This is a genomic window from Frankia sp. Hr75.2 (genome assembly GCF_949319125.1).
Classification (GTDB): Bacteria; Actinomycetota; Actinomycetes; order Frankiales; family Frankiaceae; genus Parafrankia; species Parafrankia soli.
In genome coordinates this window covers 190,450-203,683 of the sequence record NZ_CASGGV010000111.1, presented here as the reverse complement: position 1 = coordinate 203,683, position 13,234 = coordinate 190,450, and the positions used below count along the sequence as shown (strand labels likewise).

General features: G+C 71.7%; 13 protein-coding genes. 8 read left to right on the top strand and 5 right to left on the bottom strand.

Annotated elements, in window-relative coordinates; genetic code table 11:
• The first annotated feature begins 215 nt into the window (after positions 1-215).
• The 4 genes from AC559T_RS10730 (at position 216) to AC559T_RS10715 (ending at position 2,743) form a co-directional block, all read left to right on the top strand.
• Positions 216-656, top strand: a complete 441-nt coding sequence (locus AC559T_RS10730; protein ID WP_498868598.1) for an RrF2 family transcriptional regulator — start codon at positions 216-218, stop codon at positions 654-656.
• A gap of 56 nt (positions 657-712) precedes the next feature.
• Positions 713-1,915 carry a globin domain-containing protein gene (locus tag AC559T_RS10725; RefSeq protein WP_498868597.1) on the top strand — a complete coding sequence of 401 codons (1,203 nt, stop codon included), beginning with the start codon at positions 713-715 and terminating at the stop codon, positions 1,913-1,915.
• A 313-nt stretch (positions 1,916-2,228) separates the two neighbouring features.
• Positions 2,229-2,375, top strand: coding sequence for a hypothetical protein (locus AC559T_RS10720; protein WP_498868596.1), 147 nt, complete (start codon positions 2,229-2,231; stop codon positions 2,373-2,375).
• Between the two features lie 5 nt (positions 2,376-2,380).
• A complete protein-coding gene (locus AC559T_RS10715) occupies positions 2,381-2,743 on the top strand; it encodes a type II toxin-antitoxin system VapC family toxin (RefSeq protein ID WP_498868595.1) in 363 nt (120 codons plus the stop codon).
• A 180-nt stretch (positions 2,744-2,923) separates the two neighbouring features.
• Here the strand turns inward: AC559T_RS10715 and AC559T_RS10710 are convergent, their stop codons facing one another.
• Positions 2,924-3,148, bottom strand: a complete 225-nt coding sequence (locus AC559T_RS10710; RefSeq protein WP_498868639.1) for an SCO4848 family membrane protein — start codon at positions 3,146-3,148, stop codon at positions 2,924-2,926.
• An 80-nt stretch (positions 3,149-3,228) separates the two neighbouring features.
• Between AC559T_RS10710 and AC559T_RS10705 the strand changes: the two genes are divergently transcribed.
• Complete coding sequence (locus AC559T_RS10705; RefSeq protein ID WP_112108653.1) at positions 3,229-3,924, top strand: MerR family transcriptional regulator; 696 nt, start codon at positions 3,229-3,231, stop codon at positions 3,922-3,924.
• A gap of 769 nt (positions 3,925-4,693) precedes the next feature.
• Here AC559T_RS10705 and AC559T_RS10700 read toward each other — a convergent pair.
• The gene (locus tag AC559T_RS10700) at positions 4,694-5,380 is read right to left on the bottom strand and encodes a GOLPH3/VPS74 family protein (RefSeq protein ID WP_498868594.1); all 687 of its coding nucleotides are present in this window, start codon (positions 5,378-5,380) and stop codon (positions 4,694-4,696) included.
• A 205-nt stretch (positions 5,381-5,585) separates the two neighbouring features.
• On the opposite strand from AC559T_RS10700, the gene AC559T_RS10695 reads away from it, so the two are divergent.
• Positions 5,586-6,683 (top strand): glycerol dehydrogenase, encoded by a 1,098-nt coding sequence (locus AC559T_RS10695; RefSeq protein ID WP_112108652.1) that lies wholly within the window; start codon positions 5,586-5,588, stop codon positions 6,681-6,683.
• Between the two features lie 75 nt (positions 6,684-6,758).
• On the opposite strand, the gene AC559T_RS10690 is transcribed toward AC559T_RS10695, so the two are convergent.
• The gene (locus tag AC559T_RS10690) at positions 6,759-7,964 is read right to left on the bottom strand and encodes a zinc-binding metallopeptidase family protein (RefSeq protein ID WP_498868593.1); all 1,206 of its coding nucleotides are present in this window, start codon (positions 7,962-7,964) and stop codon (positions 6,759-6,761) included.
• A gap of 548 nt (positions 7,965-8,512) precedes the next feature.
• Between AC559T_RS10690 and AC559T_RS10685 the strand changes: the two genes are divergently transcribed.
• Together AC559T_RS10685 and AC559T_RS10680 are read left to right on the top strand one after the other, a co-directional pair.
• On the top strand, positions 8,513-9,403 hold the full coding sequence (locus AC559T_RS10685; RefSeq protein WP_112108650.1) for a DUF1003 domain-containing protein: 891 nt from the start codon (positions 8,513-8,515) through the stop codon (positions 9,401-9,403).
• A gap of 204 nt (positions 9,404-9,607) precedes the next feature.
• The gene (locus AC559T_RS10680) at positions 9,608-11,386 is read left to right on the top strand and encodes a D-alanyl-D-alanine carboxypeptidase family protein (RefSeq protein WP_498868592.1); all 1,779 of its coding nucleotides are present in this window, start codon (positions 9,608-9,610) and stop codon (positions 11,384-11,386) included.
• A gap of 80 nt (positions 11,387-11,466) precedes the next feature.
• On the opposite strand, the gene AC559T_RS10675 is transcribed toward AC559T_RS10680, so the two are convergent.
• Together AC559T_RS10675 and AC559T_RS10670 are read right to left on the bottom strand one after the other, a co-directional pair.
• Positions 11,467-12,636: a YihY/virulence factor BrkB family protein gene (locus AC559T_RS10675; protein ID WP_498868591.1), complete on the bottom strand. Its 1,170-nt coding sequence runs from the start codon at positions 12,634-12,636 to the stop codon at positions 11,467-11,469.
• Positions 12,633-13,175 (bottom strand): 2'-5' RNA ligase family protein, encoded by a 543-nt coding sequence (locus AC559T_RS10670; RefSeq protein ID WP_112106550.1) that lies wholly within the window; start codon positions 13,173-13,175, stop codon positions 12,633-12,635. The genes AC559T_RS10675 and AC559T_RS10670 overlap by 4 nt, the downstream gene beginning before the upstream one ends.
• Positions 13,176-13,234: the final 59 nt, after the last annotated feature.

Here is a 13,234-nt window from a genome sequence, read left to right as displayed (position 1 = left end):
GAGGCGACCAGACGGCCTGCCGGCAAGGACCAAAGACCATGCCCATGCCCATACCCATGCCCGGGTGTGGGCGGCGCAGCCGGCACCGCGACCCGGTTGGGACCGTCACATCGCAGAAAGAGGTACTGCCAAGTCCTCTTTGCTAGCGTGGCCGTCGTCAGCTTCTACACGTCATAGAAGACGGTCCCGGTGGCGGTCGAGGAGGTGTCGGAACGATGCAGCTGACGCAGTCCACCGATCTTGCGCTGCGTGTGCTCATGCTCGCGGCGACGCGCACGTCCCGCCTGACCGTCCGCGATCTCGCCGAGTCGCTGGATGTACCGGTCACGCACATGGCGAAGATCGTTCAAAGGCTGCAACGGCTGGAGCTGATCGTCACGATGCGTGGCCGCGCCGGCGGTGTCCTGCTTGCCCCCGAGGCGTCCCACGCCCGCGTCGGGCAGATCGTGCGAGCGCTCGAAGGACCAGGCGAGGTCATCGCGTGCGACGCGCCGCCCTGCCCGCTGCGATGCGCCTGCCTGCTGCGGCCACTGCTGCGCCAGGCACAGGAGAGCTTCCTGACGACGCTCGACGCGGTCACCATCGAGGACCTCGTCGGCCCACCCGCCGGGCCGGTCCTGCTCGCCCTGACACCCCCCGGCCGGGCTGGCCCGTAGGCAGGCCGGCCAGCCCCGTCACCCTTCCCACCCTGCTGCCGCACGGAGGTTCCGCCATGCTGTCCGAACGGTCGACCGACGTCGTACGCGCCACCGCCCCCGCCGTGGCGGCGCACGGAGTCGCCATCACCTCGGCGTTCTACGACCGCGTGTTCGCCGCCCATCCGGAGCTGCTCCGCCTGTTCAACCAGGGCAACCAGGCCAACGGGGTCCAGCGTCGAGCGCTGGCCGCCTCCGTCGTGGCCTTCGCCCAGCACCTCGTCGGCACGAGCGACACGCCGTTCGGCCCGGTGCTCGAACGCATCGCGCACAAGCACGTCTCCCTCGGTGTCCTCCCCGAGCAGTACACGATCGTCGGCAGGCACCTGCTCGCCGCGGTCGGCGAGGTCCTCGGCGACGCCGTCACGCCAGAGGTCCACGCCGCGTGGGACGAGGTCTACTGGTTGTTCGCGGTCTCCTTGATCGCGGAGGAGGCCCGGCTCTACCAGCAGGCCGGAGTGGACCCGGCCCAGCCCTGGCGGCGGTGGCGGGTGGCGGCGCGAGTGCCCGACGCCGAGGGCGTCGTGTCGTTCGAGCTGGTTCCCGCGGACGACGGACCCCTACCGTCCCACCTGCCCGGGCAGTACGTCTCGGTCGCCGTGGACCTCCCGGACGGTCGTCGGCAGCCGCGCCAGTACACGCTGTCCAACGCGCCCGGTGCGGACTCACTCCGGATCACGGTGCGCCGGGTGGCCGGCGCGAGCGGAGCCCCCGACGGCCTGGTCTCCAGCTTCCTGCATGACAGCGTGAAGGACGGGGACATCCTCGAGCTGAGCGCACCCGCCGGCGACGTCACGCTGCCCGCTGGCAATGGCCCGCTGCTGCTGATCAGCGCCGGCATCGGAATCACCACGACGGTCGCCATGCTCGCCCACCTGGCCCGCGCGCGGCCCGACCGCCAGGTCGTGATCGCGCACGCCGACCGCTCACCACGGACGCACCCGCTGCACGCAGAACTCGTCTCGCTCGGCCGGCTGCTGCGCTCGTTCGACCTGCGCACCTGGTATGAGCGGGCAGACGGCGAGTTGGCGGCACACGAGTACCTCGGGCTCCTCGACCTCGCCCGGGTACCGGTCCCGGCCGACGCCCGGGTCCACCTGTGCGGCCCCATCCCGTTCATGCGGGACATCCGCGCCGGCCTGCTCGACCGAGGCGTTCCCGCCCAGCGCATCCAGTACGAGGTCTTCGGCCCCGACCTGTGGGCCGGCAAACCCGAGTAGCAGCCGATCGGAAGCCGCTCGCGGAGCGTCTCGGCGGAGAGCGAGCCGCTTGGCTCACCGATCCGCATGTGATGTACAGATCGTGATCGTCGAGCGACTGCTTGTCGCTTGAGCGGTGAGGACCACAGATGCGCCCCACCTCCCGAGCAAGAAGATCGATAGCGGGTGAGCGAGTGCACCACAGTTACGATGTCGCCCTGACGGAGATGCCGCCCCGTTACCCGATGACCAACTTGCCGAGGTCGTCCGGGAGGCTGCCGCCTCCGGTCAGGTCGTCTACCTGACGGATAGCGGCCGGCGGTTGGCCGCGATCGTGCCGGCGGGCCTTGCCGAGCTGCTCGAACGGGGCGAGGCCGCCAGCGGCCGGCGTGTGCTCGGCGCTCGGGGCGCGGGCCGCAGCGGGCGACAGGACGTCTCCGAACGCATGGAGGAGATCCTTGCCAGCGAGGTGGCGCCATAGCCCTCGTGGTCGACGCAGGCCCTCTCTACGCGTATGTCGACGCCGACGATCAACATCACGAGGCCTGCGCGGACCTGCTGGAGACCTATCCCGGCCCGCCGACCGTCTCCACCCTTGTGATCACCGAGGTGGTTTACCTTCTCGGTAGCCGGCTCAGCACGCAGGCCGAACTGCGTTTCCTCGCGGACCTGGCTTCTGAAGCGTTCGATATCGAGACCGTCCACCCGACCGACTGGCTGCGGATCGCGGACCTGGTCAACCAGTGCAGAATCGAAGGCGAAGGAAAGTCGAGCGGCACGGAATTCGGGGCACGGGGTTCGTCGTGCTCTTTTCGAACAGGGAGACTCTGCTCTTTTACAAGGGTTTGACGAGAAGGCCCCGCAACATTCTACCGGGCCTATGCGCTCTCCCTGGAGATTTTCGACGCCGCTTTCAAGATCTCCGTAGGCTACCACTTCGTGAGGCACTCGGATTTCGGCAGCCCGATGAAGGAGATCTGCCGAGGGGCGTGGCAGCCAGTGATACAGCCGCCGCAGCGATATTTCAGCTCACGGCCTTCGTGGCTGCGTAGCCAAGTCGCGGTCCCGAACCGATTGCACACCGCGGATGCCGAGCCAGCCGACGACGGAGCCGATGGCGAGCGAGACGACGGTCAGGACCAGGTGGACCGTGAAGAAGCCGGTCGGGCCGTCGTCCCAGGAACGATCATCCTTCCACACGTTCCGAAGGAAATTGGGCCAGATGGCCCACGTCCAGACGCCGACTGCGATCAGGAACCAGGCTGACGCGCTTCCAGCGTGTCCACAGAAATCGACTTGATCCTCTCGCTGTGTCAGGTTCTACCGTCGTACGCATGCACCCGCCTGCCGAGACATGGACAATCGGGCAACTCGCGAGCTCCGTCGGAGTCAGCGTGCGTTCGCTGCGCCACTACGACGCCATCGGGCTCGTGCGCGCCACGCGCACGGCGAGCGGTCACCGCCGCTACCGGCCGAGCGACGCGGTCCGCGTCCGGCATGTCCTCGCGCTTCAGATGGTCGGCCTCTCGCTCGCCGAAGTCGGCGAGGTCATCGACGGCGACGACGCCCTGCTGGCCGCCCTGATCCGCGTCCGACGTCGCGAGCTCGACGACCGGATTGCCGATCTCGAGCTGGCTCGCCGCCGGATCAGAACAGCCGAACACGCTGACAGCGACAGCGTTCTCACCGCGTTGGAGGAGATCATGACTGGTTCCACCTTCACGCCGGAGCAGCTCCAGCGGCTCAAGGCTCGCCACTCGAGCACCGCGTTGGCGGACTGGACGGGACGGGCGCGCGAACTGGACACCACGATCCGCACGCTGGTCGAGACAGGTGCCGCCCTGACGAGCGATGAGGCGAAGGATGCTGTCCGGCAGTGGCACCGGCTGCTCGGTGAGATGGCGGCGGGCGACCCGGACATCCAGGCCGCGATCGTCGCCAAACTTGACCGTCGTGGCGCCGAGGCCGCCACGCATGGAGCGATCAGCGAACGGGCCTGGTCCTACCTCCGTCTGCTCCCAATGCCGTGACCGCCGCGCGTAACGCCGAATCAGCCTCGACGGAGAACCTCCCGACGCCGGCTCCCGGGTGGGGCCTCAGGTTCTGGGGCGGATTCCGGTCCGGAGGATCTCGATGCCGACCAGGCAGGTCCAGAGGAAGCACCCGGGCGAGCTGGTCCAGGTAAGGGACCCAGGACAGCAGGACGAAGGCGGCCAGGTAGCCGATCACGACGACCGGTCGGGAGAGGGCGCCGCCGCGACGGCCGAGCGTGGACGCGTCGATAAACGGGCCTATGTCGAGGAACTCGACGGCCGCCGCGAGGCTCCCCCCAGGCCGCGCTCGCCGCGAGCAGACAGGTGACGAACAGCAGGCCGCTCGTGAGAAAGACGGTGGCGACGAGCCGGTTCTCCGGCCCTCGATCCGCGCGCGGGTGGCGGCGAGGAACCACAGGAAGAAGATCGCGGCGATCGGGGCCAGGTAGAGCCCGACGATGATCGGCCGGCGATTGCCACCGTCAGAAGTCTCATGGAATCCGCCCCCTCGAAAGCGTCCGCACGACCTCCGACGACCTTTCCCGGTCGAGACGTCGCCGGTTTCAGCCGAGGCCCGCCCAGCCCAGGAGTGTCCTTTTCCGATCCGCGGGGTGCCATCGGGAAATCCACGGTAGGCACGCCCGGACCGACCGGCGACCCGAGCCCTTCGACCGCGTTCCCGGAGCAGGCGCATAAACGGTATTCGGTGCCGCGGAAAAGTGGGTCCTGCGCCGGGAGCTCGTCGTCCGCGGCGGTGCCGCGCCGGTCAGCTCGACGAGATCGTGGCCGCCGACGTGGCGGCCGACGTCGCGGCGGTGATCGCGACCATGGCCGCGGCCGCCTCGTCGAGCACCTTCTTGACCGCGGGCGTGACGGGCGTGTTCCGGGTCGCGGCCTCGATGCGCGCACGGGCGTGGTCCCGGCCCGACCTCTCGGGCGCGACGACCTCGAGGAGCCGCGACGGCCCGGACAGCGCCAGCACCGTGGCGGTGCGCGGGTCCATCGACCCGCCGTCGGACGCCGCCGCCCGGACCCGGCGCAGGACGTCCTCGCGGGCCCGGGTCTGGCGCACCCGGTACCTGGTGACCGGGAAGAGCAGGACACGGCGGCGGTCGCGGGCCAGCACCCTGCTCTCGACCAGGCCACCGACGACCCTGTCCCAGGTGCCGTCGAGCGCCTTGTCCAGCGCGCGGATCTGGTCGGCGGCGCGCTTCACCTTCCTGTCCCCACGCATGCGGTCAAGGTGGCTGCTGGCCTCGGCCAGCAGCGGGTGCCCCGGCGCGGGCCAGACCGGGACGAACCGTTCGCCGTCCAGCTCGACGCGGCCGTCGAGGGCGAGCTCGGCGATCAGCGCGCCGCTCATCCCGACTGTCACCGCCGCGCGGGACGAGTTGACCGGCTTCCCCTTCTCCGGGTCCAGTGCGAGTAGCAGCAGTTCCTCCGCGAGCAGCACGCCGGCCTCCTCCCCGCCGAGACCGCGGACCACGCGACGCCGACGGCGGTCGGCCGATGGGCACGCGAGCCGCGCCGCGCGAGGTGTCTCGACGTGACATGTCTGTCCTGCCAGCTCCGGGCCTACCCAGCCGCCGGCGTTTCGATCGCGCACCGGGGAGCGGACATGCTGGCGCAGCCCGGCGGAACCGCTACCGTAATCGTCCATGCTCGCCGTGTTCGGGTCGCCGGGTCGATATGTCCAGGGTCGGGATGCCACCGCCGCGCTCGGGCCGGAAATGGCCCGCCTCGGCCTGACCGGCCCGGCGGTCATCGTGACGAGCGGGGCCCCGCTGCGCCTGCTCGAGGACACCTGGCGGACGAGCCTGGACGGCGCGGGCATCCCCTACTCCGTGCACCTGTTCGGCGGCGAGTGCAGCGACCAGGAGATCGACCGGGTCGTCTCGGCGGCGCGTGACCCGGAGGCGACGGTGATCGTCGGTGCCGGTGGCGGGAAGGTGCTCGACACCGCCCGCGCGGCGGCCGCCGCGCTCGACGTGCCGGTGGTGACCTGCCCGACGACCGCGTCCAGCGACGCACCGTGCAGCGCGCTGTCCGTCGTGTACTCCCAGGACGGGGCGTTCGAGCGGTACCTGTTCTACCCACGCAACCCGGATCTGGTCCTGGTCGACACCACCGCGGTCGCCGCGGCGCCGGCCCGCCTGCTGGTCGCCGGGATCGGCGACGCGCTCGCCACCTGGTACGAGGCCCGTACCGTCGGCGAGGCCCGGCGCGCCAACCAGCTCGACGGCGCGCAGACGGCGACGGCCGGCGCGCTGGCCGAGCTGTGCCGACGCATCCTGTTCGACGACGCGGCGGCGGCGATCCGCGCGGTGCGCGCCGGCGCGGTGACACCGGCGCTGGAGCGGGTCGTCGAGGCGAACACGCTGCTGTCGGGGCTGGGCTTCGAGTCGGGTGGGCTGGCCGTGGCGCACTCGGTGCACAACGGCCTGACCGTGGCCGCGGAGACCCACCGGTATCTGCACGGCGAGAAGGTCGCGTTCGGGCTGATCGTCCAGCTCGTGGTCGAGGGACGGCCGGAGGAGGAGCTGGCCGAGGTGCTCGCGTTCTGCGGCGGGGTGGGGCTGCCGCGCACACTCGCCCAGGTGGGGCTGGCGGATCCGCCGATCGAGCTGCTGCGCGGCATCGCCGTCCGGGCGCTCGCCGACGGGGAGACAGCCCACAACGAGCCCTTCGACCTCGACCCGCCGATGATCGTCGACGCGATCCTGGCAGCCGACGCCGCCGGCCGGGCCAGCCGCTGACCCGAGTGTCACCGCGGTGGCCGGCCCGCCGACGAGGGCCGTCACGTCCATGTGGCTGTAACGACGGCGCGGCCGTCACCGCGTGGCGCGGGCCGTCGCGAGGTCGTGGACGAAGCTCAGCTTGTCCAGCACGGTGGACGTCAGGACGAACGGGTAGAGATCATCGAAGCCCATGCTGCGGTTGACCGCGTTGAGGGCGTAGGTGAGCGGGAGCCACTGGGCCGCGATCTCGTCGAAGCCGGCCGTGGCGCGGCGGGCGGCGGGCGGCAGGGGCGCCGGCCGGGCGACGAAGCGTTCCAGGTCGACACCGAAGCGCCTCGGGTCCGGGCCGTCGGTGCGCAGGCCGTACTCGGCGGCGGTCTGCAGGGCGTCCATGATGTGCAGGTAGTGGGCGAAGGTCTCGGCCCAGTCCTCCCACGGGTGCATCGTGGCGTAGGCGCTGACGTACCGCTCGCTCCAGGCCCCCGGCGCCCCCTCCTTGTAGTGGCGTTCGAGGGATTCACCGTAGTCGGCGCGGTCGTCGCCGAAGAGCTGGCGGAATCGTCCGGTCACGGCCGGGTCTGCCCCGACGAGCCTGGGCCAGTAGTAGTGGCCCGTCTCGTGCCGGAAGTGGCCGAGCAGCGTCCGGTACGGCTCGCCGAGGCGCGCGCGGACGCTCTCCCGGTGCGCGTCGTCGGATTCGGCGAGATCCAGGGTGATCACCCCGTCACCGTGGCCCGTCACGACGTTCTCGTAGGTGCTGCTGAGTAGGTCGAACGCCAGTCCCCCGCGGGGGTCGTCGGCGTAGGAGACGACCGGCAGCCCGAGGTCGAGGAGCTGGAAGACCAGGCGTCGCTTGGCCGCCTCGGCCCGCACGAACAGCTCGGCGGCGGACGTGTCCGCGTCGTTGGGGCGGGTGCGGGTGAGCCGGCAGGAGGCGCACAGTTGCCCGGGTGGCGGCCCGGCCGCGCCAGGGGCAAGCTCGACGAGCCAGTTGCAGCCGGCGAGTTCCATGTTGCCGCACCGCCGGTACCGTGGCTGCTGTGGCTCGGCCGGGACGGACCGGTCTCCTCCAGGGATCCCGGCTCCAGGGGCCCCGGCGGGCGCGGTGATCTCGGCGGCGAGAGCCGCCGCCTCGTCGGCCACCGCGGGCCGCTCCCGGAACAGTCCGTCGCCGGCGTCGACGAGGGTGATCAGGCGTCGCGCGGATGGTGCCACCCCCAGCGCCGACCCGCAGCGCAGACACGTCGAGTTCTCGAAGAACACAAGCTGGCCACAGTAGGCGCAACCGAAAGCCAGCATGAGTGATCCGTTTCGAGAGGAGTCCGCGCGGTCTGGTGATCCCGCCATCCACTACCCGACCCACGCGGCGGGAACCGCCCGCGGGGCCGGCTACCAGGCGAGATCACCGGCGGCACGACAGCATGTGACGGCGGCGCGACACAGGTCACGGACGACCCCATAGCGGAACAATCGCAAGGGGCGGCTATCCTTGACAACAACATTTGGATCCTCTACGGAGGCCGACCAGAGGAGGTGGCCGCTGTGAGTCCTGGCGGGTGCTCCAGTAACAGCCGCTTCCTGCTGGTGGACGCCGGCTGACGATCGGTCCGCGGCGGATGGTTCCGTCGGCGCGGCCGCCCCTCCTCGTGGCGGCCGGCACGGCCAGTCAGTCCAGCCCGCGTCCATGACGCCCGGGGTCAGGTGATCTCCCGGGTTCCTTTCCGGCAGGTGCGGTCGATCAGCAACGTGTCGACCCGGGCCGCGATGGGATTTCTCCCGCGCAGCCTGCTCTGAAGTGCGTATCGGCTCCGTCCGTTCGCGACGGCCGAGCGCGGAGGGGACCTCCTATGAGCATCAACACCGCCAGCCGTCTCGCGGCACGCCGGGGAACCGGATCGGACCGGCTCGACATCCCGGTCGCCGGCCGATCTCCACTGATCGCGGGCCGGGTGGACCGCGAGACGATCAGCCGCGGCGCCGAGACCATCGCGCGCTTCCTCGGTACCGGCCGCTACCTGGCCATCCAGACCTGTGTGGTGATCGTCTGGATCGCACTCAACATCGCATTGCCGCTCATGCGCTGGGATCCCTACCCGTTCATTCTGCTGAACCTGGCGTTCTCGACCCAGGCGGCCTACGCCGCCCCGCTGATCCTCCTCGCGCAGAACCGGCAGGATGACCGGGACCGTGCCTCGCTCGCGGAGGACCGGGCGGCGGCCATCCGGATGCGTGAGGACACCGAGTTCCTGGCCCGCGAGGTGGCGGCGCTGCGCCTCGCCCAGAGCGACGCCGCCACACGGCAGTACGTGCGCGGTGAGCTGACGAACCAGCTCGAGTCACTGCGTGGTGACATCGAGGCGTTGCTCCGCATGGTGCTCCAGCCCACGGCACCGGCGGCGCACCCCCTCGCGGCCACCCCGAACGGGTCGGCGCAGCGCCCCGCGCGCGGCGGCGTGGCCTGGCCGTCCGTACCCGGTACGTCAACAGTCGCGACACTGACAGTGGACGAGCCCGCACACGCACACCCGACGGCGTCGGCGGATGCGCCGGCGGATCACGCGGGTCAGGACACCGCGACCGTCCCGGAGCCGGCTCTGGTCGTCGTCCCGGCGCCGGGCGCGCTCTCCCCGGACGGGGCAGCCACACAGGGCCATCTTCTCGTCCCGGCGCGAAGTGGTTCGCGGGCCGGACGAAAGGTACCCATCCGACCGACGCGAGCACGAATCCGAGACACGTGACACGACAAACTCACCGGATGAAGATCGACCGGTAACGTTCGGTAGGTGCATGCCGGCCGGACGCGTCGACCCCGATCCGGCCCGCTCGAGCGCCGCACCGATGAGGACGCTCGGGAGGGTCTCACCCCGCCCGACCCGCACCACCCCGATCCGCGACGTACCGATCCACGACGTACCGATCCGCCCGAGCGTTTCCGCCGGGTGGTGAGCGCCGCGGTGGGGCTGGCCTCGGCCCTGGTCCTCGTTCTGGGCACCGCACCACCGTCAGCTGCCATGGCCGGGGGCGATCCGCTGCCTGCCAGGAGGCCGCCCGCCCGCCCGCTGACCGCCGGCACGCTCCCGGCCGGTGCCCTCGCCGTCGAGCCGCTCGCCGCGGCCTCGACGGCGACCGGGGCGTCCGGGACGGCGTCCGCCGGTACGACATCGTCCACCGCGGACGAGGCCGGCCCGGCGAGCGCCGGCGGAACGGCGGCGGGCATGTCCGCCGGTACTACCAGCACAGCAGGCACAACTGGCACGGCGGGCGCCACCGACCAGGCGGACACCGCGGAGACCACAGGCGCCGCGGAGACCACCGTGCCACCGCCGGCCGGCATCACCGCCGAGGCGTGGCTCGTCGCGGACGCCGGCAGCGGCGCGATCCTCGCGGCGCACAACGCGCACCTCCCGGACCTGCCGGCGAGCACGATGAAGATGCTCACCGCGCTGACCGTGCTCCCCGGGCTCCCGCCAGACCGTGAGGTGACTATCAGCGACCAGGCCGCCCAGGTGGACGGCACCCGGGTCGGGCTCGTCCCCGGCGTCCGCTACACCGTGCGCGACCTCGCGACGGCGATGCTGATCGCGAGCGGCAACGACGCCACGGTCGCGCTGGTGGAGGCGGCCGGCGGCCGGGAGGCCGTACTGGACCGGATGAACCGGCTCGCGGCCTCGCTCGGCGCGTCGGAGACCGTCGCGGGCGATCCCACCGGTCTCGACGCCCCCGGTCAGCACACGACGGCCCACGACCTGGCGGTGATCGGGCGGGCAGCGCTCAACGACCCCATCGTGCGCGGCTACCTGACCATCCCGCGTGCCTCGCTGCCGGGCCGCGGCGACGAACGCTTCGAGATCGCGAACCACAACACCCTCATCGGCAGCTACGAGGGCACCATCGGCATCAAGAACGGCTACACGGTCGCCGCCGGGGCGACGTTCGTCGGCGCGGCGACCAGGAACGACCGGACGCTCATCGTCTCGCTACTGCGCACGGCGCCGGCCTACGGGACGGACGCGCGGGCGCTGCTCGACTGGGGCTTCGCGCACGCGGCCGACGTCCGCCCGGTGGGTCGGCTCGCCGGGCCCTCCGACGTGACACCAGGCGACCCGACCACCGCCGGTGGGGCCGTGGCCCCCGGCGCCGCACCGGGTGGCACCGGCGAGCGCGCCGGGCGCGCCGACAGCCGCGGCGCCGGACAGGACGGCGGCAGCCCGCCCGGGCGGGCCACCACCGGCGACGCCGGAGACGTGGGCGCCGTCACCTGGACGGCCCTCGCCGTCACGGTCGTCGCGACGGCCCTCACCGTGTTCGGGCGGGTCCGCCGCCGGCGCGGCGTGGCCGGGAGGGCCACCGGGCGCACCACCCGCTCCGGCAGCGGCAGCGCGGGCCGGTGGGATGCAGCGGGCCTCGGGCAGTCCGGCGGACGGCGCGGACGCTCCACGACCCCAGGAGAAGTTCCGGGGAGAAGAGGCCACCGAAGAGGCACCAACAGGACGCGGCGGGACAGCGCGGCGGCGCGGGCCCGCCGGGAGCGGCAGAGCGTCGTCGAGGAGTACCAGGCGACCCGCTCCGCCGCGTCGGCTCCCCGGCCGCGCACCGACGCCAACGGCCAGCGCCACCTCGTTGGTCTGCCCTCGCTGCACCCCGAACCGGGGCGGAGCCGGGCCGACTCGTCCCGCACCGACACTCCACCGTTCGGCACGGCCCGCTCGCCCCGCCCCTGAGCCCGCCCAGTCCTCGAACTCCCCCAGCCCTGAGGCCGCCCGCTCTGAGGCCGCCTGGTCCCTGAGGCGTGGCGCGCCGGTCAGCGCCCGACCGGCGCCCGGTCCGCCGGGCGCGCCGCGCCGCGCCGCCAGGGCCATCGCGGTCGCCAGGAGCGGCCGTCCTCGCCGTCCTCGCCGGCGTGGCCATCGTGGCCATCGTGGCCATCGTGATCGTCGTGGGTGCTCCGGTCGTCACGCCAGGATCGCGCGGACCGGACGGCCGGCGGCTCGGGGGCAACGCGGTCCCCCTCCGGCCCGGGCCCGTCCGCCCCGGCAAGGTCGGGGCCCGCCGGGTCGGCCGGGGCGGTACCGGACGGGTGGACGTCCGACGCGTACGGTGCCGTCACCGCCCAGGCGGCGACGAACAGCATCCAGCGCATCACGATGTTGATCCAGATGAGCAGGCCGACCATGACCGCGAAGATGCCGTAGACCGGGTTGGACGTGGTCTGACCGACCAGCCAGGTCCCGAGCAGCTTGAGCAGCTCGATGCCCACCGCGCCCAGCGCGGCCGCGCGCAGCACCCGCTGCCGGTTGGTGCGCTCCGGCAACCGCCAGAAGATGTAGACGAACACGGCGGCGTCGATGGCGAGCGCGACCACGAGCGCGAGCAGCCCGGTGGCCCAGGCGGCGGCCGTGCTCCCCTCCAGCCCGACCCAGCGCAGGAACACCCCGGTCGCGGACGTCGCCAGGCTGGTGACGACGAGCGAGACGAGCAGGGTCAGGCCGAGACCGGTGAGGATCGCGATGTCCCGCAGGCGCTGCACGATGAAGTTGCCGGTCTCCAGGCTCTGGTGCCAGACGAGCCGGATGCTGTCGCGCAGCGCCGAGACCCAGGCCAGCCCGGCCAGGAGGAGACCGGCGAGACCGATCAGGCCGGCGCCGACCTTCGCATGGCCGATGGTCGAGACGTCCAGTCTGTCGGCCAGGCCGGGCAGATAGTCGTTGATCTGTTCGGTGAGCTTGGCCTGGGCGTCGGGATAGGTGTCCACGACGAACCCTGCGATCGAGAAGACCAGCGCCACGATCGGGAAGAAGGACAGGAAAGCGAAATATGTCGTGGACGCGGCGAGCCGGTCACCGCCGTCCGACGTATAGCGACCGTACGCACGCACCGTGTGGTCAATGAACGGGCGACGGCGCCGCACCGCGCCCGCGGCGCCGCTCACCGTTCCCACGCCCGCCTTCACCGCTTCCCGTGGTCCTGTCACCTCGGTCTGCCACCCCCGCCCGCGAAGGGAAAATGACGCAACTGGCGCCAGGCGCAGTCATCGCCGCGTTCGTAGAGCCCGAAACCTGTCACCTCGAACTGCGCCCGATATTCGGCCAGCAACTCAAAGGCACGGTCCAGCGACTCCTCGTCGACATCGTGCGCGACCGTGACATGCGGGTGGTACGAGAAGCGCACGGGACGGTCCAACGGACCAGACCGGACGGCCTTCTCCAGAAGTTCGCAGCAGGAGATTCCCATGGCGAGGGTCACGAACACCACCGCGGACAGCGGCCGGAAGGTGCCGGAACCACGCAGATGGATCACGAACGGCTCGGCGCCTCCGGCGACCTCCGTCAGGTGACGCTCGACGGCGGGGAGCTGGGAGGCGGGCACTTCGGTCGGGCCGAGCAGCGTGACATGCGGCACGATGAGGGCCGCATTCGGATCACCGAGCCGTTCCCGCCAGTCCTGGAGCTCGGTCCGGAAAGGTTCCGGAACACCGATCGCCACGCCTATGGACCGCACGGAGTCCTTCACGTCACGCGGATCCGGCCGGGCCGCGGAAGGGCCGACCAGCGGTCGCGGGACGAGCTCTG